Here is an 18,661-nt window from a genome sequence, read left to right as displayed (position 1 = left end):
AGCCCTCCTTTTGTGTTAGTGGCGGAAATGCCGGCGGTGTGAAAAGACGAGGACGACGCCCAGTTTGTTTGCCATGGCAATCGAATTTTTGTCTTTAATCGAACCCCCGGGTTCGACAATCGCAGAAATACCTTTGGAAGCTGCAAAAGAGACAGAGTCGTCCATTGGGAAAAAGGCATCGGAAGCTAGGACAGCATTTGCAAAATCCGGCTTCGTCTCGGCATGTGCAATCGCAATTTTCACAGAATCAATGCGGTTAGGCTGACCGGCACCGATACCCAAAGTCTGTCCGTCAGTCGCAACGAGAATGGCGTTTGATTTGACGTGTTTGACAGCTTTTTGGGCAAAAATCAAAGCTGAAATCTGCTCGGCCGTCGGCTGTTTTTCTGAAACGACCTCTAGATCAGCTTCTTCTTCAACGACATCATCCATTTCCTGAGCCACAGCGCCGCCCAAGACAGAAGTCACTTCAATTTCTTTAGGCAGCTGGTCGGCAATCGGCAGCGACAATAAGCGCAGATTCTTCTTTTTGGCCAGCATATCAAAAGCCTCCGGCGTGAAACTCGGCGCAATAATGATTTCCAGGAAAATCGCGTGCATTTTTGTCGCAGTGGCCAGATCAATTTCACGGTTGGCAACGACGATCCCGCCGAAAATCGAGATATCATCAGCCGCAAAAGCCTTGTCCCAGGCCTTTTCAATCGTGTCGGCCTGACCGATACCAGCCGGATTCATATGTTTGAGTGTCACGACAGTCGGCTTCCGATTGAATTCCAGAATCGTTCTCAAGGCAGCGTCGGCATCTTTGATATTGTTGTAGCTGAGTTTTTTACCGTGCAGAATTTTAGCCTGCAGAATCGAATATGGCGTCGGAATTGGATTGGCATAAACGGCCGCTTTTTGATGCGGGTTTTCACCGTAACGCAGATCGAAATCTTTTTCGTAGGTCAGCGTCAGTTTTTCCGGGAAGGCTGTCTTTGACAAATAGGACGCGATCAAAGCATCGTAAGCTGCCGTGTGGCGGAAAGCCTTGGCTTGCAGTGTCCGGCGCAGGTCGTCAGTGATTTGGTTTTCTGAAATGGCCGTTAAAACAGCGGCATAATCCGCCGGGTCAACGAGTACCAGGACATCTTTGGCGTTTTTGGCCGCCGAACGAATCATCGAAGGCCCGCCGATATCGATATTTTCAATCGCCTGATCGTAAGTCGCGTTGGGATTGCTGACGGTCTCTTTAAAAGGATATAAGTTGACAGCCACGAGGTCGATTGGCGTGATGTCCAGCTCTTTTAAAGTTGCCATATGATCAGCGTTTTCCCGTTTGGCCAACAAAGCCGCATGGACAGCCGGATGTAAAGTCTTGACACGGCCATCGAGAATTTCCGGAAAATGCGTGATTTCCGTGATTGATTTAGCTGGAATATCGGCGTCCTGCAGTGTTTTTAAAGTGCCGCCCGTGGAAATCAGCTCGTAATCGTTTTCAACCAGTCTCTTGGCAAAATCGACGAGGCCTGTCTTATCTGAAACACTCAACAATGCTCTTTTCATGCGGTAAATACTCCCTTTTTAATCAATTTTTTTAAAGTCTGCGGATAAAGCCGGTGTTCGACTTCGTGAATATGTGTTTCTACCTCGGCTAAAGTCTCACCATCTGCGATCGGAACGGCAGCCTGAGCAATAATTTTTCCTGAATCAACACCGCTATCGACGAAATGAATCGTCACGCCGGTCACTTTCACGCCGTAATCAAAGGCATCGGCAATGCCCTGGCGGCCCGGAAAACTCGGCAGCAGCGCTGGATGGATGTTGATGATTTTATTTGGAAAGGCGGCTAGCAAATCCGGCCCGATGATGCGCATAAAACCGGCCAGCAAAATACCTTGGGCCTGATCTTTATCGAGAATCGCCAGAATCGCCTTTTCGGCTGCAGATTTGTCTGCGTAAGCTGAATATTTGATCACGCTGACCGGCACGTCGTGTTTGGCGGCGCGGTCAATGACGGGAACGTGCGCGTGGTCAACAATCAGACGGACAATTTGAGCTTGCGGCAATTCTTGCTCGATAAATGCTGCGAGTGCTGAGAAATTTGTGCCCTTCCCCGAAGCAAAAACAGCTAAGCGAATCGGCGCCGTCATGGCTCCTGGCTCCAATCCGGCTGTCCGACAAATGTCAGGGCTTGATCGGACGCGGCCCTTTTTATTAGATGCCCGATTGGATAGACCTGCTCGCCGGCAGCTTGTAGACTTTCTGAAACGACCGCCGCCTGATCAGGCGCCACAGCGACAACCAAGCCAATACCAAGGTTAAAAGTCCGCAACATCTCTGTGTCTGATAATTGGCCAGCAGTCTGCAGGCGTTTGAAAATAGCTGGGATCGGCCAAGTCCCCCAGTGAATTTCAGCAGTAACATTGTCATTTAACATGCGCGGCAGGTTTTCCAGCATGCCGCCGCCCGTAATGTGAGCAGCCGCATGAATTCGATCTGCCTGCATTAACGGTAAGAGCGCTTTGACATAAATGCGCGTCGGCTTTAATAATTCTGTCTGCAAATTAGGATCCAGCTGTGCCCAACTTAGGCCAGGATTTTTCATGAGCAGTTGGCGGACCAGCGAAAAACCATTTGAGTGTAATCCGTTTGATGCTAGACCCAGCAACACATCCCCTTCGGCCGATTGACTGCCGTCCAAAATCGCTGTTTTGTCGACAACGCCGACAGCAAATCCTGCCAGATCGTACTCATTTTTGGGATACATATCAGCTAATTCGGCCATCTCGCCACCGATTAAAGCCATCCCAGCTTGGCGGGCACCATCAGCGATTCCGGCCACGATCTTGGCAACTTTGTCGGATTCAACGTGATCAATGGCTAAATAATCAAGCATAAACAAAGGCTTGGCGCCTTGGACGAGAATGTCGTTTGCCACCATCGCGACTAAATCCTGGCCGATGCTGCCATGCTGATCAGCAGCTTGGGCCAACAATAATTTGGAACCGACGCCGTCTGTACCAGAGACGAGGACGGGATTTTTGTACCCTGCCGGCAGCTGGAAAAAAGAAGCAAAAGACCCGATACCATCCAGTACGCCATCTGTATAAGTAGATTTGACTGAATCCGAAATTTTTGCGACTGCGTCTTCGCCGGCTTTGATATCAACACCGGATTTGGCGTAAGCATCCTCACTCATAGACAGCTCCTTCTTGTTTGGAAATAATCATATTGCTGGTTAAGACAGATTCAGCAGCCGGCTCTGGATCAAAGACCACCAGGCCAGCATCAGCTTTTGCCTGCAGAGACGGTGCGTAATCATAAATCGGTGACGGATAATGGCCGTCGAAATAGGCTGTCGTTAAACCGTTTCCCGGATAAGGCGTCTTGAGATTAATCGAATCAACCAAGCCTTCGACGGATAAAAAGGCCAGCGAATCAGCGTGAATCATCTCAGTCATTTCTGCCAGCGTGTGGTTGGCAGCCAGCAATTCGTCAGTCGTCTGCATATCAACGCCGTAAAAAGACGGGTATTTAAAAGCTGGCGAGGCAATCCGGACATGCACTTCGCGCGCGCCGGCGTCTTTGAGCATCTGGATAATGTACATGGAGGTCGTGCCGCGAACAATCGAGTCGTCAATCAACACAATTGACTTGCCTGCTACGACTTCTTTAACTGGCGACAGTTTCATACGGACAGCCCGCTCGCGCCGATCCTGGTTAGGCTGAATAAAAGTCCGCGCGATGTATTGATTTTTCACGAGGCCCATTTCGTTTGGTAGGCCGGCTTCTTCTGCGTATCCTTGAGCAGCCGACAGTGATGAATTTGGCACGCCGACAACCATATCAGCATTTGGGACTGGCTGTTCGATCGCCAGTCTGCGTCCCATGTGTTTGCGCGCCATGTGGACATTAACCCCGTAAATCGTCGAATCCGGCCGCGCGAAATAGATATATTCCATCACATCGATATTCAGCGAAACATGCTGCGTATAATGGTCGATTTGCAAGCCTTGATCGTTGATCGTCAATAATTCGCCGGGCTGAATATCGAATAAAAATTCCGCCCCGGTCATCGTCAAAGCGGCTGTCTCAGAAGCCACGACATACTGGCCGCCAGGAAGACGCCCGACACAAAATGGCCGAAAACCATGCGGATCCAAAGCGGCGTACATACCATCCGGCGTTAACAGCAGAAAGGCAAAACCGCCGCGCAGCTTTAATAACGATTCGGCAATTTTTTCTTTCATCGTGCTTTTGTGCGAACGGCGGATCAGATGCAGCAGAATTTCCGAATCAGAAGAAGACTGGAAAATCGATCCAGAATCCTCCAGTTGTTTGCGAAGAGTCAGCGCATTTGTGATATTGCCGTTGTGAGCTAAAGCAATCTGATAATCATTAAAGTGTACCAGATAAGGCTGAATGTTTTCAATCCCATGCGTGCCGGCCGTGGCATAACGTACATGGCCAATCGCCGAAGTCCCTTTTAGGCTTTCGATTTTCTCTGGATCACGGAAAACATCCGACAACAGTCCAAGTCCGCGCCGCTGCCACAAATGGCCGTGATCATTTGAAACAATCCCAGCACCTTCCTGACCGCGATGCTGCAAGGCATGCATGCCGTAAAAAGTTGTCTGCGCCGCATCCGGCAATCCCCAGACACCAAAGAGGCCGCATTCTTCATTCAATCCTTGTACATCAGTTGCTGCTTGCAATTTCGTCATGATTTCTCCATTAGCTCATCAACTCAGCCAGTGCATTCTGCCAGCGATCGGCGGCTTGCTGCTTGCTGATTGAAAAACTGCCTTCAGCATCTTTAATTTCTAGTGTTGTGCCATCGGTGACTTGACCGATCAGCTCAGCCTGTTTACCGGCTAATTGTTCAAAGGCCTGCTGCTTGTCAGCTGTCACGGAGACGATAAAACGACCATTGGTCTCTGAGAACAAAGCTGCATGTGTGCCCTGAAAAGCCACTTGGAAACTGAAATCCGTATTGAAAACAGATTCGGACAAAGCCACAGCCAAACCGCCTTCAGACAAATCATGTGCCGAAGCCAGCAGGCCAGTTGCAATCGCCTTAGTAACAAACTGTTGGTTAGCTAATTCAGCCGTCTCGTCAAAAGTGAAAAGTTTTCCGGAAATCTTACCCGTTAACAGTTTTTGGATTTCCGTACCGTTAAAGTCGTCTTGTGTTTGGCCGATTAAATAAATCAAATCACCGGCCCGCTTGAAAGGTACCGAAGTAATCTGGCGGTTGTCTTCAATCAAGCCAACCATGCCGACCATCGGCGTCGGGTAAATCGCTTGATGATCTGTCTCGTTATATAGGGAAACATTGCCGGAAATCACTGGCGTATTCAGTTTTTTGGCCATCTGATTTAAGCCGGCAATTGACTCTTTTAACTCATAATAAATTTCTGGATCATCGGGATTGCCAAAATTCAGGCAATCCGTAATCCCGATCGGAATCGCACCGCTGGCGACAATATTTCTAGCTGCTTCAGCCATGGCCATACGACTGCCTTCATAGGGATCCAAATAGACGTAGCGGCTATTGACATCAGTCGTCATCGCGAGCGCTTTTTTTGTCCCGCGAATACGCAAGACCGCGGCATCGGATCCAGGACGCAAAACGGTGTCGCTTCTAACCATGGAATCAAAATGACGATAAAAGGCTTTTTTTGAAGCGATTGTCGGGGATGCCAGCATTTTCAAAAACATTTCAGCAGGATCTTTCACGACAGGCTGGAATTGTGTCTGCTCAGCCTCGGCGATATGAGCCGGTAATTGACTAGGCAGTTCGCTGGAAGGCGCTTTTGTCAACAGATTAATGTCGACATCAGCGACCGTTTCCCCCTGAAAGGTCAAACGATAACGGCCATCATCTGTCACTTTGCCAATCACAACCGCGTCTAATCCGAAATCTTTATAGAGATCGATCACGCGCTGTTCCTGCCCTTTAGCGGCGACAAGCAGCATGCGTTCCTGCGATTCGGACAGCATCAATTCATAAGGAATCATGCCGGTCTCACGAACTGGTACGCGATCCAGATTCAGCTCAATCCCTGAGTGGCCTTTTTCGCCCATTTCCGATGAGGAAGACAAAATCCCGGCCGCACCCATATCCTGAATGCCCAAGACAATATCCGGCAGGTCTTTGACAGCTTTGATTGTGGCATCCATGACCAGTTTTTCCATAAAGGGATCGCCGACTTGGACGGCCGAACGCTGAGCAGCTTTTTCAGACGAGAATTCAGCTGATGCAAAACTGGCACCGTTTATCCCATCGCGTCCTGTCTTGGCGCCAACATAAATCACCGAATTGCCGGCACCGCGAGCCTGACCGACTTTGATAATACTGTGATTCATCAAGCCGACAGCCATTACATTGCACAACAAATTGCCGCGATATGAATCGTCAAAATAGACATCGCCGCCAACCGTTGGAATACCGATTGAATTTCCATAACCAGCAATCCCTGCAATCACGCCGTCAATCAAAGAACGTGTCTTGTCATCGGTGACTTCCGGAAAACGCAAGGAATCCAAAACTGCGATCGGCTGAGCCCCCATGGCAAAAATGTCTCTTAAAATACCACCAACTCCGGTGGCCGCACCCTGATAGGGTTCGACTTGTGACGGATGGTTATGGCTTTCGGCTTTGAAAACAACTGCCTGACCATCACCGATATCCAAAATACCGGCGTTTTCACCAGGCCCTTGCAGGACGCGCTCATTTTTTGACCAAAAGCTGCGCAGTAATGGCTGGGATTTTTTATAAGAAGCGTGTTCGGACCACATGGCTGAAAATAAGCCCGTTTCCGTGTAATTAGGCAAACGGCCAAGACGCGTTTTTATGATCTCGTATTCGCGCTCGGTCAAGCCCCAATCCGCGTAAATTTTCTCGGTTTGAATCTGGACAGCCGTTTTTGGTTCGGGATTTACTTTAGTCAGCATGGGTTAAAAGATCCTTTCTTTGCAGAATTGATTGGAAGAAAGCGCGGCCGTCCGTGTTGCCTAAAAGCGAATCGACAGCACGTTCAGGATGGGGCATCATGCCAAACACGTTACCCGCCTGATTGACGATTCCGGCGATATCATCCAAGGAGCCATTGGGATTATCTTCATAAGTGAAAATAATCTGCTGATGTGCTTTTAATGATGCCAGTGTCTGTGCGTCAGCGTAATAATTGCCGGCACCGTGAGCAATCGGCAATGTGATTTGCAACTTGTCATAAGCCGATGAGAAGATACTGTCGGGGTTAGCAACATTTAATGTGATTTCATCGCAGATAAAGCCGGGTTTGGCATTTTCCCTTAAGGCTCCAGGCAACAAACCAGCTTCTGTCAGAATCTGAAAACCGTTGCAAATGCCGACAACCAGCCGACCATCTTTCGCCGCTTTGGCAACGCCTTTCATGGCTGGCGCAAAACGCGCGATCGCGCCTGTGCGCAGATAATCACCATAAGAAAAGCCGCCCGGCAGAAAAATTGCTGAAAAGCCATCTAGATTTTCCTGGTTGGCATCAACAATTTCAGCATCAAGTCGAAAATCCTTCAGCGCATAATACATATCCAGTACGCAATTGGAACCAGGAAAATTAATCACCGCCGCGCGCATGTTAATCCACCGCCTCAGCCAGTTCGCTCAAATCGTAAGTGAAGCTTTCCATGTTGATATTAATCAGCAGCTCGTCAGAAAATGCTTCCACTTCCTTGGCAGCCGCCGCTTTATCAGTGGTATCCAGCTTGATTTCAAAATATTTCCCGCAAGTAACAGCCTCGACATTCGTATAGCTCAGACGATGCAGGGCTGACTTAACGACCTCGCCTTGCGGATCCAGAATCGATTTTTTATAAGTGACGTAAATTTTAGCCAAATACATAATTAGTTTTCCTTTATGCTCAATTTATTGTTCAAACGGGTTAACACAGTCTGATAGCCGACCCTCAAATCGCCGGTCTTTTTCCGAAAAACATCTTTATCCAAGGACTGCTGGCTCTCCTGATCAAGCAGCCGCATATTGTCCGGTGACAGTTCATCAGCTAAAATTAGCCGCCCGTCATCTGTAAAACCAAATTCCAATTTGAAATCGACTAAGGTCACGCCGATTGAAGCAAACAATTCTGTTAACAGCTGATTGACTGTTTCAGCTTTTTCTTTTAAGGCCGCGATCGTCTTAGCATCAGCAATTTTCAAAGCCAAGACCTGCTCATCATTGATAAAGGGATCATCCAATGCATCAGATTTGAAATAAAATTCATGAACAGCGGGTTTTAGTGGCAGGKGTTCAGCTTGGCCGAATCGTGAAGCAAAGTGGCCAGCCGTCAGATTCCGTGTGACAACTTCCAATGGCACAATCGTGACTTTTCTGACCAGTGCATCGCCGTTATCCAGTTCTTTTATAAAATGGTTTTCAATGCCTTTTGCTGTCAAATAATCAAAGAGCAGAGCCGAAATATGCGAAGCCAGCTGTCCCTTGCCGGGAATTTGTTCTTTGACTTTGCCATTTAAGGCTGTCGCCTGATCTTTGTAACGGACGTGGATCACTTGCGGATCGTCCGTCTGCAGCATGTCTTTTGCTTTTCCTGAATACAATAATTTTTCTGTCATGGTCTCCACCCTTTCAGTTCTTTGATCGCGTCGCTGCCAACGACTGTAATGTGTCCCATCTTTCTGCCGGGCCGGACTTCTGCCTTGCCATAATCGTGAAAATGCCACTCGGGATGTTTCAGCAAATCCTGTCGTGCAGCCAATAAATCATTACCCAATAGATTTCGCATAGCGGCCGGTGACTGTAAAATCGGATCGGCAATCGGCAGTCCGCAGATTGATCGGATATGACCCTCAAATTGAGAAACATTGCAGGCCTCAATTGTCAGATGTCCGGAATTATGCGGCCGCGGTGCCAATTCATTGATAATCACGCGATCATCGGCTGTAAGAAACATCTCAACACCCAAAACCCCGTATAAGTGCAATTCCTGTGCCAAATGCGTGACTTTCTCACGAATTGATTGGCGGACTTCCGGCTTGATATCAGCTGGTGCCAAAGAGAAATGCAGAATATGATGCTGATGCAGGTTTTCCGTGACCGGCCATAATTTGACTTGATCTTGGCCGTCACGCGTGACCATAATTGAAATTTCTTTGACAAAGTTCACGCGTTTTTCTAAAATCGCCGTTAGCTTGTCCGGCCATTTTTCTATCAATTGGTCAACATCCTGCTGAGAATTCATATCCCATTGACCGTGCCCATCATAGCCGCCGGAAATTGTTTTTAAAATTCCAGGAAAACCAATTTCTTCGACCGCTTTTCTCAATTCTGCTGGCGAAGCGACCGCTGCAAATGCTGTTGTCGGCAAACCATGATCGCGCAGGAAATTTTTTTCATTCAAACGGTTGGACGTGATATCCAGCAAAGCTACGCCTTGCGGAACTGCTGTCCCAGTCGCTTTGGCAACAGCCGCGAGCGCTGTTTGATCGACATTCTCAAATTCATAAGTCAGCAGATCAGATTTTTCAGCCAGCTTGGTCAGGGCTTTTTGGTCATCATAGGCAGCTGTGATCTGAAAGTCGGATACTTGAGCCGCCGGCGCATCAGGGGTTGGATCCAACACACCAACGTGATAGCCCATGGCTTTAGCAGATAGGGCCATCATCTGCCCTAATTGTCCGCCGCCGATAATGCCGATCGTTGCTGGCGGAAAAAAAATAGACCTCATCTCAGTCATTGAGCTGCATCTCGCTTTCAATGGCCTTTTCAGTCTGTGTTTTCCTAAATAAATTTAATTGATCTAAAACTTCTGAATCAGAAAGACTCAGGATGGATGCAGCAAGATAAGCGGCATTTTTTGCACCAGCCGTGCCGATCGCCGTCGTCGCTACAGGAACGCCTGCCGGCATCTGGACAATTGATAATAATGAATCCAAACCATTTAGTGCATGAGTCTGCATGGGTACGCCGATAACGGGTACAGTCGTATTAGCCGCCAGCATGCCGGGTAAATGTGCAGCCCCGCCAGCACCAGCGATGATAATCTGAATGCCCCGATCTCTCGCAGATTTGGCAAAAGCACCCAGCTGATCTGGCATACGATGAGCGGAAATAACATGCTTCTCAAAGGGCACATGCAAGTTCTTCAAAACTGAGACAGCCTGCTTCATTGTGTCCCAATCTGAAACCGATCCCATTACTAGCGCAACCTTCGTATCTGACATCTTTCCTCCGAAATACTTGTTTAGTGTACCCCAAAAAAACTGAAAAATCCAGCCTATCTATTTCCGAACGTTCGTGTTTTACTATATTTACGTAAGTTTTGATTAAGAATTCTTATTATTTTTATTGTTTCCCGAATATTAAGCATATCGACCAGAATCCCTAAACGAGGGCATTCTTTCCAAAAAATGGCAAACAAAAAAAGAGCCTAAGCTCTTTTTTAAACAAATAATTAATTTAATCTTCCAAGTCTGCTGCAGTCAAAGTCGGGAAATCATGCTCGACAATTTCAGCGTTTTTCTTGGAAAACATCGGGAACTTCTGATCAGCGCCAATATCATCATGGAAAAGCCGGTCTCTAGGATCGACTGCTCCGCTAGCATGCGCCACTTGAACAGATGTCTCGCTGCCTTGACTTTGTGTCAATTGGCTGACCATCAGCAATTTACGCAGATCCAAGCCGAGCTTTGCAAAAGTATCAGCCTGTTCTTTTGTCAAAACAACTGTCAAAGCTGCTTCGGCGCTCTTGCCAATCAAAGACTTTTCACGGGCATTTTCCAATTCCTTATTCACCTGGTCGCGGAAATCAAAGAATGTCTGCCAATCGGTTAGCAAACTGTCAGCTTCAGCAATCGGCTGAAATTCCGGTGCCTCAGACAAATAAGCATAAGTTTCCGGTTCCTGGAGATTTTCCCAAATTTCTTCAGCGGTATGCGGCAAAAATGGGGTCAAAAGCTTCGTCAGCGTCACAGCCGTCTCATAGAAAACAGTCTGCATGGAACGACGTTCGGCCGAATCTGCTTCATCAATATAGACAATGTCTTTGGCCACATCCAGATAGAAGGCTGACAAATCCGTGGAAACAAAATTAATCAGCTGTTTGAACAAATCATAGAAGTCATAACGCTGCATCTTTTCGTGCCAGTCTTTGACAAATTGATTCAATTTGACGGTCATCCACTTGTCAACGGCTGCCCGTTTTTCAAATGGTACGCGGTCTTTTTTAGCATCAAAGTCTTCCGTATTGGCCAATAGGAAACGCATCGTATTGCGGATCTTACGATAAGACTCGGAAACTTGTTTCAAAATACCGCGCGAAACATGCACGTCTTCACTTGAATCAATGCTCATGACCCAAAGACGGATGATTTCAATGCCCATCTGGTCAGCGATTTCGTTTGGCGAAATGATATTCCCCAAGGACTTGGACATTTTCTGGCCCTTATCATCGAAGACGAATCCCTGCGCAATCACAGATTTATAAGGTGCAATGCCGTTCACAGCTACAGACGTGATGATGTTGGAATTAAACCAGCCGCGGAATTGGTCGGCACCTTCCAAATAGACATCAGCTGGATAATCGAGATTGTCTCTTTGCTGCATGACGCCGGCCCAGCTTGATCCAGAATCGAACCAGACATCCATGATATCTTCTTCTTTTGTGAATTCGCCGTGAGGGCTGTGCGGATTTGTATAGCCATCCGGCAGCAATTCTTTGGCCGTATGTTCAAACCAATAAGTCGATCCATATTTAGCAAACAAATCAGCCACATGATCAATCAGCTTTTCATCGACAATTGGTGTCTTGTCTTCGGCATAGAAAATCGGCAACGGAACGCCCCAGACACGCTGGCGGGAAATGACCCAGTCGCCACGGTCCTTAATCATGTTGTACAAACGGACTTTGCCCCAATCCGGGTAGAAGGTCACATTTTCGATCTGATCAAGAATTTGTTTTCTAAATGGCTCGATGGAAACAAACCACTGCGGCACAGCACGCCAGATAATCGGCTTTTTTGTCCGCCAGTCAAATGGATATGAGTGGACAATTTTTTCCGTTGCCAGCCACAAACCAGCCGCTTTTAATTTATCAATCACGATCGGTGCGACATCATCGTAGAATTTGCCCTGAAAATCAGGTCCGGCAGAAGCCATCAAATAACCTTTTTCATCGACGGTCATGGCTACTTCGATGCCGTATTTCATGCCGACATTGTAGTCATCTTCACCAAAGCCAGGGGCGGTATGAACCAAACCGGTTCCAGCATCCAAAGTGACGTGATCGGCGTTCATGACAAGTTCAGTCACATCCGGATCCCAAGGATGTTCGACCGTGATTTTATCCAAATCCATGCCTTTATAAGTGGCAAGAACTTTGTAATCCTGCCAGCCAAAACGCTTGGCATTTTCTTCCAGTAAAGCTTTGGCAACAACGAACTTGCGGTCATCATTAGCAGCTTTGACTAAGACATAATCAAAATCAGGTCCTAAGGTGATCCCGCGAGAGGCCGTGACCGTAAAAGGCGTCGTCGTCCAGACGACCAGATAAGTATTGCGATCTAAAATGCCCTTGCCGTCTTTAACACGGTTTGCATAAAAAAGCGAAGTCGATTCCAAATCATGATACTCGATTTCAGCTTCAGCCAAAGCAGATTCAGAACTCCAAGACCAATAAACTGGTTTCAAACCGCGGTAGATATATCCCTTTCCCGCCATGGCGCCAAAGACACGAATCTGAGCAGCTTCAAATTCCGGATGCAGTGTCAGATAAGGATGATCCCAGTCGCCCAAAACACCTAAGCGCTTGAAATCTCTGCGCTGCATATCGACTTGTTTTAAAGCATAATCATGTGCCAAACGGCGCCAATCAGCTTTGGCCATCGCTTTACGATCGTGGCCGGCCTTGGTCAGCTGCTGCTCAATTGGCAAACCATGTGTGTCCCAGCCTGGCACATAAGGCGCATAATACCCGGTCATATTTTTATAACGAACAATGATATCCTTGGAGATCTTGTTCATCGCATGGCCAATATGAATATTGCCGTTGGCATATGGCGGGCCGTCATGCAAATTGAAATGCGGTTTGTTTTTATTCAATTCCAAACGCTGCTCATAAACTTTGTCGTCAGCCCATTGTTTTTCGCGGACAGGTTCAGTCTTTGGCAAACTGCCGCGCATTGGAAAATCCGTATGGCCTAAATGTAATGTATCTTTGATCTTCATAGTCTCTTCTCACCCTTTTCCAGATAATAAAAAACGCCTCGAAATATCGGGACGTTTTCACGTGGTACCACCCAACTTCACACGCTGACATTTGCAGCATGCCTCAGTATCTAAATTACTCCAACCGGCTGATCTGAAAAAATTCATTGACGACCGGCTTCCATCAACCCGGCTTGCTTGGCGTCTAAACTTTAACTTTCTGTTCCAGTGATATAAAGCCATTATACAAAACTGTCAGCAAATTTCTAGTTTTTTCCGACAATTCCAATCGTTAGCTTGATTTTATTGCGATTCGTTGTCCCGCGAGTCTCAATCAAACGAATACGCCCAAATGAATGTGTTGAAATCACATCGCCCAATTTGGCCAAATAACTCGGGTTATCATTCTCAAACCAATTGACCATCACTTGACCGCTCTCGATCAAATCTTTGGCATGTGCGCGAGAAAAATTGTAAATCTGGCTAATCAGCAGATCAATCCGCTGAGAGGCCACAATTACCTCTTTTTCTTTTTCATCTGACTCAGGTGCAAGCATCTCAGAAGCCGCTACTTCATGAAAAGCGATTTTTTTCGACCCGGCCCGTTTAACGTTTTCGACCACAAATTCTGCCAGCTGAGCATCAATCAAAATCTGCCAGCGATCTGCTTCATGGATCACGTCACCGATACGGTCATAGGCAATTCCCTGATGGAGCAATGAGCCAAGGATCGTAGAATGATGCAGATGAATATATTTGACCGCATAATCCAATTGCAGAACCGCTATCTGAAAATCTGCTTTGCCATCTTCAGCCCCAATAAGGGCACGTTTATTTTCTGCCTGCGGGTATCCACCGGAAAATACAATTGGCAAGGCGTCTTGTTTGGCCAATCCCGCTAGAAGAAGCTGTTCTCGTGGATTCAAAAAGACAGTTAAAAAACTGTCTTTGAATGCAGCACGCACCCAGCCAAGTGCCTTTTTAATAAAAGGGCGCTCCGACTCAGGATATGCGTCTAAATTAATCTCAAAATTTGTCATTAAAACAATTGTACAAAAATTGCGAACAAAGCACGATCAGCAAACTGTAAAACCAGCAATGCGATCAAAGGTGAAAAATCAATTCCGACAATTGGCGGAATCAGTCTCTGAAAGAAACCAACATAAGGTTGTGTCAAGCGATTTAACCAATAGGCCAGTCGTGAAGCCCTCAAATTCGGCAGCCAAGTAATAATGGCTGAAAAAACGATAATCCAAGAATAAATGTTAACAGCCCAATGAATGAGGGCGTACAAATAATATAGAATGTTAGAAACGGGCATTTTGACCCATCGCATCCGCTGCTGATCCGGAACCAGATACTGCATAATTATTAGGTGCAATTAGCCAAATATCATCAGAAATCTTTTCAATGGACCCTTCAACTGCATAAATTGCGCCGGCAACAAAGTCAACAATTTTTGAAGACTGAGTGCTGTCAATTGCAGAAAAGTTCACGATGACTGCTTCATGGAGCAGCAATTGATTCACGATCGTTTTGGCATCAGAAAACACTTTTGGAACAAAGAGCGCAATATGGCTGTCGATTTTAGCCGAATTATTATTATTACTCTGCGTTGAAGAACCAACAGCAGACATACGAGGCTGCTGCCGATATTCGTTACTATATCCGTAGTTGCCTCTACCTTGATAATTCGCTGAGTTTTGTGCGGTTGCAGTCTGTGCCTGAGGATTGGGATTACGTTGTGCCTGAGCGGGCTGCTGTTCGTAATTCGCGTCTTCGTATTCCTCTTCGTCGTCATCTGCGCCGCCGAAAAAACTTTTAAATGAAAATGCCATATCTGCTCCTAATTAATATTAATGACGCTTGAAAAATGAAGGCCTCGATGATGAGTCGTCATCATCTGAAGGATCGTTGGATTGGTTAAATGCTGAACCCTGATTATTCGGACGATCAAATTGTGAATTATTGTTCTGCAGATTCTGATTCTGATCGCGATGAACCGTATTCAACTGCCAATCTTCGAACAGCTTGCCTGAATTATTCTTCGGTGCTGCAGATTTAGGTGCAGCTGAGGCAGCACTAGAATTCGGTACAACCTTGTTATTACCACTAATCGGATCAACAGTCACATTTGGAATATCATCAAAAACTGAAGATTTTTTGCCTTGATCAGCTTCGGAGTCCTCTGCGTCGCTATTCATCGTGAAAACGTCATTGGAGGAAGAAGCAGCAGGCTGGCTAGGGCCTTGATTAATATGCGTAGCAACAACTGTGACACGTACTTCATCTTCAAGCTTATCATCGACCGAAGTTCCAAAGACAATATTGACATCTTGGCCAGCGGCTTGTGTGACAACATCAGCTGCCGTCTGGGCTTCATACAGAGACATATCAGCTGAACCGGTAACACTCAAAATAACGTCAGAGGCACCTTTCAGATCAACTTCGAGCAATGGTGAGGCAATAGCAGCCTTTGTCGCTTCTGCGGCACGATTTTCGCCTGTTGCAGAACCGATACCCATAAGGGCCATACCGCCGTTTGTCATGATGGTCTTAACATCGGCAAAATCCAAGTTAATGATACCCGGCTTGGTAATCAGGTCGGAAATTCCGCGGACACCTTGCAGCAAAGTATTATCAGCCGCTCTAAAGGAATCAGCCAAGGATGCTTTGCGGTCCATAATTTCTAAAAGACGATTATTTGAGACAACCACTAAGGTATCAACGTTTTCCTTTAATTTTGCAATGCCTTCGGCAGCAAAACGTGCACGCTTAGGACCTTCAAAATTAAATGGACGTGTCACAACACCAACTGTCAATGCACCAACTTCGCGTGCAATGCGTGCGATAACAGGAGCGGCACCATTACCGGTACCACCGCCCATCCCAGCAGTAACAAAGACCAAATCAGCGCCCTGCAATACTTCTTGAATTGACTGTTGTGATTCTTCACCGGCTTTTTCACCGACTTCAGGTGTCGAACCAGCTCCAAGGCCACGTGTCAGCTTTGGTCCTAATTGCAGCTTATTTGGTGCTTTAGAAGCACTTAAAGCCTGCATATCAGTATTTGCGACAATAAATTGAACGCCTTCGATTCCTTCTTCGATCATACGGTCAATCGCATTAGAACCGCCGCCGCCAACACCGATTACCTTGATATTAGCGCCGTAACCTGACTGAGCCGCCGGTGCAACCAAGTCATTATTATTATTTTCTGTCACTTTTCTTTTACCTACCATCTTTACCTCTTATTCGAACATCCGCGAATAATATTCTTTTATTTTATCAAGAAAACCCGGCTTTTTTTCATCTGACCCGGTCCTATTACGCTTTCTTGCTTTTTGCTGCTCACCTTCAGGACCTGCCTGTGTGAAATCTGAACTCGGAGGGACAAGCGCCAAATTTAGTGTACGCTTTGCCAGCCAGTCTGTCACAGATTGATTTGCAACATAGTTGGCAACAGACAAAGAGTTAACAAACGATGGATGCCTGAGCCCAATCTCCTGAGGAACAAAAACGTGTACCTGCTTATTGAAACGTTTATTGAACAGATCGTCAATGCCGGCCAAAGCCGCGCCGCCGCCAGTCAAGACCATACTTCTGGGTACCGGTAACGACTGGAGCTGATTGAGATGTGCATAGAGCTCAGATGAAATCTCTTCTAATCGTGCGCCGATGATTTGCGAGAGATATGAAACGGGAACTTCCTGCACCTGCCCGCTGCCAGCGCGGTTCAGTTCGATTTTACGTCCGCTTTCCAGCCTCAAAGGGTCAGCATAACCGAAATCACGTTTTATCTGTTCAGCTTGATCAAAACTAATCGAAATGTGATTTTCTTCAGCCAGGACTGTCCGAATATCAGAAGTGACGTAAGCGCCGCCCTGCTGTATATTCGCAATGAATTGCAGACGATGATTTTTAACAATGGAAGCCGTTGTCTGAAAAGCACCTAAATCAATAATGATACTGCCTTCATTTTGTTCATTATCAGAGAGTATCAGCTCGCTTTCAGAGATTGGCGAAAGAATTAATTCTGAGATGATCAGACCGGCTTGACGGACGGCCGTTTTCAAATTTTCAACAATCGTCTTTGGCCCGATAAAAGCCTGAGCATTCACTTCCAGAACCACGCCAACCATATCGAGCGGATTAGGAACTTGGCCGAAACCATCAATCACAAACTCTTCTGGTATCAAATCGACAACTTCCTGATTAGCTGGCAGCTGTGCTGTGGAAATCGCTTGTCGAAAGGCATTGACAACATCGTCTTCAGTGATGCGTTTATCATTTCTGGCAACATTCACCGAACCATGAAGGTGCCGCATCGAAATCTGAATTGCCGGTAAGGACAGGCTTACCTCGGTAATCGAGAAATTGGCTTTGCTTTCTGCCTGGGCAATCGCATCAGCAATCGACCGGCTGGCTGCAGCTATATCTACTACCATACCATGCTTAACGCCTTGACTGACTGTCTCGCCAACAGCCACAATACCGTAGTGCTGATTAGGCGTGCGTTTGATAATCACACATTTAATTTTATCCGAGCCGACATCAAGGCCGACGATTACATCATTATTCATATCCAACAAACACAAATTTAACAGTGATTACCCCGATAATAAAGGTCTTTAAAACCATCTTAATTTTCAAACATTTGTTCGCTGTTTTCTAACCGGTAATTTAGTCACTTGCTATTTTGCATCGAATCAGTCAAATGTTTATCGCTTTCCTGAAATTTTCTTGCAAAAGAACCATATTGCAAATCAATCACACCCCTTTCGATGCCTTGCGATTTCATTGCCGTAACCATTTGCGGGTACAAGGCCATTTTTGCCGCCATAGAGACAGGCCGGGCATAGACAAGATTGCCATCATTCATAATCAATGCCAGCCTTGTTCGTGCACTTTTGATCGGTGAGAATACAATTTGTGCAATAGATAAGCGAATCACTTTGTCCATTGACAAGTAAGCTTTGATAGTCCGCTTTAAAACGGGTGACTCCAGTGAAAAGTTTGTATAAACAGGTGTCCTGCCGTCCGGCTGAGCAATTTTTCGGCCCAAGTTTCCCTGCTGATCCAAGCGATACCAGCTTTGTCCATTTTGGACAAAACCAGCCGTCAGTATTTCTTGAACATGCAGGCTGGCTACCCCGCTCTTTGACAATGTCATACTGACCGACTTAATCATTGGATCGTGTTTAACCGGATAGTTGACAGTTTGCCCTTGCCCAGCCCAGCGCCAATAAGGATCGCCAGTATGGATACCGACGCGGTCCAAAATCTGTTTATAATCCATCTGATCGGTATAGACTTTCACCTCGGTAATTTTTTGCCAAGGCCGCAAAAACAGCAGCATCTGGGCAATCAAAATAGCAAATATCAGGGCAGTAAAAAATAATCCAATCTTATTCAGTATTGGATTTTTAAAATGCGGCATATTGGGTGAGCCCTTTTGAAAATGAATCATTGCCTGT

17 protein-coding genes are annotated in these 18,661 nt (G+C 46.5%); all 17 read right to left on the bottom strand.

Features of this window, described 5'->3' with window-relative positions:
- Positions 1–15 precede the first annotated feature (15 nt).
- Positions 16–1,545, bottom strand: coding sequence for a bifunctional phosphoribosylaminoimidazolecarboxamide formyltransferase/IMP cyclohydrolase (purH, locus tag OKIT_RS06540; RefSeq protein WP_007746318.1), 1,530 nt, complete (start codon positions 1,543–1,545; stop codon positions 16–18).
- A complete protein-coding gene (purN, locus tag OKIT_RS06535) occupies positions 1,542–2,132 on the bottom strand; it encodes a phosphoribosylglycinamide formyltransferase (protein WP_007746317.1) in 591 nt (196 codons plus the stop codon). Before purN ends, purH begins: the two co-directional genes overlap by 4 nt.
- Positions 2,129–3,181 (bottom strand): phosphoribosylformylglycinamidine cyclo-ligase, encoded by a 1,053-nt coding sequence (gene purM / locus OKIT_RS06530; protein ID WP_007746315.1) that lies wholly within the window; start codon positions 3,179–3,181, stop codon positions 2,129–2,131. Before purM ends, purN begins: the two co-directional genes overlap by 4 nt.
- Positions 3,174–4,706, bottom strand: a complete 1,533-nt coding sequence (gene purF / locus OKIT_RS06525; protein WP_007746314.1) for an amidophosphoribosyltransferase — start codon at positions 4,704–4,706, stop codon at positions 3,174–3,176. Before purF ends, purM begins: the two co-directional genes overlap by 8 nt.
- Positions 4,707–4,716: 10 nt before the next feature.
- Positions 4,717–6,939, bottom strand: a complete 2,223-nt coding sequence (purL, locus tag OKIT_RS06520; protein ID WP_007746312.1) for a phosphoribosylformylglycinamidine synthase subunit PurL — start codon at positions 6,937–6,939, stop codon at positions 4,717–4,719.
- The gene (gene purQ / locus OKIT_RS06515; RefSeq protein WP_007746311.1) at positions 6,929–7,603 is read right to left on the bottom strand and encodes a phosphoribosylformylglycinamidine synthase subunit PurQ; all 675 of its coding nucleotides are present in this window, start codon (positions 7,601–7,603) and stop codon (positions 6,929–6,931) included. The genes purL and purQ overlap by 11 nt, the downstream gene beginning before the upstream one ends.
- Position 7,604: 1 nt before the next feature.
- The gene (gene purS / locus OKIT_RS06510) at positions 7,605–7,868 is read right to left on the bottom strand and encodes a phosphoribosylformylglycinamidine synthase subunit PurS (RefSeq protein WP_007746310.1); all 264 of its coding nucleotides are present in this window, start codon (positions 7,866–7,868) and stop codon (positions 7,605–7,607) included.
- A 2-nt stretch (positions 7,869–7,870) separates the two neighbouring features.
- Positions 7,871–8,596 carry a phosphoribosylaminoimidazolesuccinocarboxamide synthase gene (purC, locus tag OKIT_RS06505; protein ID WP_007746309.1) on the bottom strand — a complete coding sequence of 242 codons (726 nt, stop codon included), beginning with the start codon at positions 8,594–8,596 and terminating at the stop codon, positions 7,871–7,873.
- Positions 8,593–9,708 (bottom strand): 5-(carboxyamino)imidazole ribonucleotide synthase, encoded by a 1,116-nt coding sequence (purK, locus tag OKIT_RS06500; RefSeq protein WP_028291733.1) that lies wholly within the window; start codon positions 9,706–9,708, stop codon positions 8,593–8,595. The genes purC and purK overlap by 4 nt, the downstream gene beginning before the upstream one ends.
- A 1-nt stretch (position 9,709) precedes the next feature.
- Entirely contained in the window at positions 9,710–10,204 is a 495-nt protein-coding gene (gene purE, locus OKIT_RS06495) for a 5-(carboxyamino)imidazole ribonucleotide mutase (RefSeq protein WP_007746307.1), read from the bottom strand.
- 235 nt (positions 10,205–10,439) lie between these two features.
- Entirely contained in the window at positions 10,440–13,205 is a 2,766-nt protein-coding gene (gene ileS / locus OKIT_RS06490) for an isoleucine--tRNA ligase (protein WP_007746306.1), read from the bottom strand.
- 245 nt (positions 13,206–13,450) lie between these two features.
- Positions 13,451–14,224, bottom strand: a complete 774-nt coding sequence (locus OKIT_RS06485; protein ID WP_007746300.1) for a YlmH family RNA-binding protein — start codon at positions 14,222–14,224, stop codon at positions 13,451–13,453.
- On the bottom strand, positions 14,224–14,505 hold the full coding sequence (locus OKIT_RS06480; RefSeq protein ID WP_007746299.1) for a YggT family protein: 282 nt from the start codon (positions 14,503–14,505) through the stop codon (positions 14,224–14,226). The genes OKIT_RS06485 and OKIT_RS06480 overlap by 1 nt, the downstream gene beginning before the upstream one ends.
- Complete coding sequence (locus OKIT_RS06475; RefSeq protein ID WP_007746298.1) at positions 14,492–15,022, bottom strand: cell division protein SepF; 531 nt, start codon at positions 15,020–15,022, stop codon at positions 14,492–14,494. Before OKIT_RS06475 ends, OKIT_RS06480 begins: the two co-directional genes overlap by 14 nt.
- Positions 15,023–15,040: 18 nt before the next feature.
- On the bottom strand, positions 15,041–16,426 hold the full coding sequence (ftsZ, locus tag OKIT_RS06470) for a cell division protein FtsZ (RefSeq protein ID WP_007746297.1): 1,386 nt from the start codon (positions 16,424–16,426) through the stop codon (positions 15,041–15,043).
- Between the two features lie 9 nt (positions 16,427–16,435).
- Entirely contained in the window at positions 16,436–17,767 is a 1,332-nt protein-coding gene (ftsA, locus tag OKIT_RS06465) for a cell division protein FtsA (RefSeq protein WP_007746296.1), read from the bottom strand.
- A gap of 104 nt (positions 17,768–17,871) precedes the next feature.
- Positions 17,872–18,654, bottom strand: a complete 783-nt coding sequence (locus tag OKIT_RS06460) for a cell division protein FtsQ/DivIB (RefSeq protein WP_050804097.1) — start codon at positions 18,652–18,654, stop codon at positions 17,872–17,874.
- Positions 18,655–18,661: the final 7 nt, after the last annotated feature.

The sequence above is a fragment of the Oenococcus kitaharae DSM 17330 genome, assembly GCF_000241055.1.
In the GTDB taxonomy this organism is placed as follows: Bacteria; Bacillota; Bacilli; order Lactobacillales; family Lactobacillaceae; genus Oenococcus; species Oenococcus kitaharae.
This window is presented reverse-complemented; position numbering and strand designations above follow the sequence as displayed.

Coding starts and splice junctions, on each gene's coding strand:
- purH (WP_007746318.1), bottom strand. CDS start 1,545: ATGAAAAGAGCATTGTTGAGTGTTTCAGATAAGACAGGCCTCGTCGAT.
- purN (WP_007746317.1), bottom strand. CDS start 2,132: ATGACGGCGCCGATTCGCTTAGCTGTTTTTGCTTCGGGGAAGGGCACA.
- purM (WP_007746315.1), bottom strand. CDS start 3,181: ATGAGTGAGGATGCTTACGCCAAATCCGGTGTTGATATCAAAGCCGGC.
- purF (WP_007746314.1), bottom strand. CDS start 4,706: ATGACGAAATTGCAAGCAGCAACTGATGTACAAGGATTGAATGAAGAA.
- purL (WP_007746312.1), bottom strand. CDS start 6,939: ATGCTGACTAAAGTAAATCCCGAACCAAAAACGGCTGTCCAGATTCAA.
- purQ (WP_007746311.1), bottom strand. CDS start 7,603: ATGCGCGCGGCGGTGATTAATTTTCCTGGTTCCAATTGCGTACTGGAT.
- purS (WP_007746310.1), bottom strand. CDS start 7,868: ATGTATTTGGCTAAAATTTACGTCACTTATAAAAAATCGATTCTGGAT.
- purK (WP_028291733.1), bottom strand. CDS start 9,708: ATGAGGTCTATTTTTTTTCCGCCAGCAACGATCGGCATTATCGGCGGC.
- purE (WP_007746307.1), bottom strand. CDS start 10,204: ATGTCAGATACGAAGGTTGCGCTAGTAATGGGATCGGTTTCAGATTGG.
- ileS (WP_007746306.1), bottom strand. CDS start 13,205: ATGAAGATCAAAGATACATTACATTTAGGCCATACGGATTTTCCAATG.
- OKIT_RS06485 (WP_007746300.1), bottom strand. CDS start 14,224: ATGACAAATTTTGAGATTAATTTAGACGCATATCCTGAGTCGGAGCGC.
- OKIT_RS06480 (WP_007746299.1), bottom strand. CDS start 14,505: ATGCCCGTTTCTAACATTCTATATTATTTGTACGCCCTCATTCATTGG.
- OKIT_RS06475 (WP_007746298.1), bottom strand. CDS start 15,022: ATGGCATTTTCATTTAAAAGTTTTTTCGGCGGCGCAGATGACGACGAA.
- ftsZ (WP_007746297.1), bottom strand. CDS start 16,426: ATGGTAGGTAAAAGAAAAGTGACAGAAAATAATAATAATGACTTGGTT.
- ftsA (WP_007746296.1), bottom strand. CDS start 17,767: ATGAATAATGATGTAATCGTCGGCCTTGATGTCGGCTCGGATAAAATT.
- OKIT_RS06460 (WP_050804097.1), bottom strand. CDS start 18,654: ATGATTCATTTTCAAAAGGGCTCACCCAATATGCCGCATTTTAAAAAT.